Origin of the sequence: Floccifex sp., assembly GCF_051873495.1 — a bacterium.
Taxonomy (GTDB): Bacteria; Bacillota_I; Bacilli_A; order Erysipelotrichales; family Erysipelotrichaceae; genus Floccifex.
This window is the reverse complement of the sequence record NZ_JBJEEX010000029.1, coordinates 1-2,839: the sequence shown is the minus strand read 5'-3', so window position 1 is coordinate 2,839 and position 2,839 is coordinate 1. Positions and strand designations below refer to the sequence as shown.

The window sequence follows — 2,839 nt, the reverse complement described above, 5'->3', positions numbered from 1 at the left end:
CCTTAGCATCAGCTTAAAAATTAATTTGCCCAAATTATTGGGTTCGGTTCATCACCTAGACGAGTTTTTATTTTCTAATTCACATAAGGCACTTCTTGACCATTATAAATAGCTTCTATATCTTTTTTCGCATTATCAATCGTTGTTTCATCAGGATACATCACATAAGCATAATCATGTAATTCATAGGCATAGTCTGTTCCACTTTCACCGTTTAAACTATATTGATAAATCATCCATTGGCTTCCATCTTCTAATTGTTGTTTCACAAATCCCATGATTTGATTCATACTCATATTGGTTTGAAATAAATCTGACATAATATTGAGAATATCAGAGAAATTATTTAATAAAGAGGTTGATAAACATTTTTCAATAATGGCGCGAATGATTTCCATTTGGTTTTTTCCTCGTTGACGATCACCATCCACATACGCATATCGTTCACGAGCAAAAGCTAGAGCACATTCTCCGTTTAAATGATTCATTCCTTGTTCCACACTACAAGCATGATAGCTTCCCGATAACTCCACATCATAATCCGAATACACATCCACACCATCTAATAAATCAACTAAAGTCACAACGGTTTGAAAGTTCACAAGAACGTTATAGTTAATTTCAATGTCCAATAAGTTTTCGATTGTTTTTTCAGTTGTGGATATGCCATGCCATCCTGTATGTGTTAATTTATCCATTTCCCCATTCGCACATCCATCACTTACATCACATACCGTTTCTACATAATAATCTCTTGGAATCGATAATAAAAATATTTGATGAGTTTTAGGATTTATTGATGCGACTAAGTTCACATCGCTTCTGGCATCACTGTCATCAAATGTACCTGTTCTAGTATCAATTCCACTAATTAAAACCGTAAAAGGTTCATTAATCACATCGACATCACTTATTGTACTCGTTGTTTCTTCGGTATAAATAGTGTATGTATAAACGAGTTTTGTCGTTTCTTCAAAATCAGGATAATAATCTGAAATAATGTCTAAATACACTTTATCAATACAAATACTATCAATTAATCCTTCGTTTAAATTATTCATTAAGTTTTCACTAGAACTATAAGCCACTGTATCCACTTTAAAGTCTAATGAATCAATGCATTCCATACTTTGTTTCTCATCTACAATTAAGTATCCAATTGATTTCTTTTTTAAGTCTTCTTTGGATTCAATGGAACTTTCTTTTAGAGTATAAATATAAATAGGTTTCTTTTTCTGTTTAGAAATATTACTGATTTTAGAAAGTGTTTCCATTGTTTTATCAGCATAAGAACCAAATCCAAGACATGATACAGACAAACAAATACACATAACTAAAGCAATGGTTTTGTGTCCTTTTATATCAAAACCAATCGTAAATCCTATTAAAATAATATATAAAATCACAAGTGCAATAATATAAATATATGGTATTAAATTAAGTTTAACGGTGTTGTATATCAAATAAAATAAACTAATCGTCAATATAAAAACAAAGATGCCTTGTCTTCTTTTCATTTCTATCACCCATATTCATGATACAACTTAATAGTTGAGATTTCAAAAATAGTAAAATGGGAATTATTTAAGTATTTATACACTTAATACATCTTTGTGCGTATATTTACTTAAATTATTATTTAAACTAAAAGTCATAACAAATCGTTTTCTGTGTTAAAATAACAAGCAGGAAGGAAGTATATATATTTTATGAATAAAATTGTTTTTTTAGATTTAGATGGTACTTTATGGACTTTTGAACAAATTCCTGATTCGGCTTTATTAGCTATTGCACAAGCTAGAAAAAATGGACATAAAATACTAACCAATACAGGACGTTCACGTTGTGAGGTTCCTCAAGCGTTATGGGACTTAAAATTAGATGGGTATTGTTTCTCAGCAGGAAGTGAAATATATTTAGAATCAAATCGCATTCTTTATGAACCACTAGGTGCAGAATTAGTCAAACAAATACAAACTGTCATAGAAGAAATAGGAATTGGATATTCTTTGGAAGGATCTGATATGACTTTTACAAATAGTGTTGATAGAGAACAAATGAAAGCTTTTGCGCAAACAAATCGTGTAGGAAGCTGTTTTCTAGATTTTCCTGATGTATCTACCATTCAAGAAAAAGATTATGATCAAATCATGAAAATATCACTTCGTGCAGAAAATGAAGAAGACCTTGATTATGTTCTTTCTCGTATTCCTGATTGTGTTGAATTCACTCGTTTTAGAGGATTTGGTGGCGAGCTTACTTTAAAAAAATATAATAAAGCCACTGCCATTCAATTCCTTGAACAATACTTTAATAATGAATATGAATCAATGGCATTCGGAGACTCTGACAATGATTTACCAATGTTGAAATATGCTTCTATTTCAGTGGCAATGGGAAATGGAACAGATTCAGTAAAAGAAATTAGTTCTTATATTACAGATCCAATTGATGAAAATGGAATCTATAATGCGTTTAAACACTTTGAATTGATATAAAATGATTTTGTGTTATATTTTTATCATAAAAAGCGGTGTACCCTACCAAGACCAAGTGGGAGCTAAAAAAGATAGTCGATTGAGTAATCAGTCGACTTTTTTATATAACAATTTACTGTATATATTCATTCTTCTTTTCCACATATTTACACTAAGAAAAAAGCCTCAGACAAGCTGAGGCATATGTTACATATTATTATTCTGTAGTATCTTTGGCATTTACATATGGAGGTGTTTCTCCATTATTGATAGATTGAATATCCGCAATGGCATTATCAATTGTTGATTGATCTGGATACATAACATAGGCATTCATTCCTAGTTCATACGCAAAATCAGAA

2 protein-coding genes are annotated in these 2,839 nt (G+C 30.6%); one reads left to right on the top strand and one right to left on the bottom strand.

Going from position 1 to position 2,839, the window contains the following annotated elements; all coding sequences use genetic code 11:
- Positions 1-74: 74 nt before the first annotated feature.
- Positions 75-1,517 (bottom strand): LCP family protein, encoded by a 1,443-nt coding sequence (locus ACI313_RS01815; protein ID WP_320104429.1) that lies wholly within the window; start codon positions 1,515-1,517, stop codon positions 75-77.
- A gap of 192 nt (positions 1,518-1,709) precedes the next feature.
- Here ACI313_RS01815 and ACI313_RS01810 point away from each other — a divergent pair, with 192 nt between their 5' ends.
- On the top strand, positions 1,710-2,498 hold the full coding sequence (locus ACI313_RS01810; protein ID WP_320104430.1) for a Cof-type HAD-IIB family hydrolase: 789 nt from the start codon (positions 1,710-1,712) through the stop codon (positions 2,496-2,498).
- Positions 2,499-2,839 lie beyond the last annotated feature (341 nt).

Excerpts from the sequence above, each read along its gene's own strand:
- ACI313_RS01815 (WP_320104429.1), bottom strand. The coding sequence starts at position 1,517 with ATGAAAAGAAGACAAGGCATCTTTGTTTTTATATTGACGATTAGTTTA.
- ACI313_RS01810 (WP_320104430.1), top strand. The coding sequence starts at position 1,710 with ATGAATAAAATTGTTTTTTTAGATTTAGATGGTACTTTATGGACTTTT.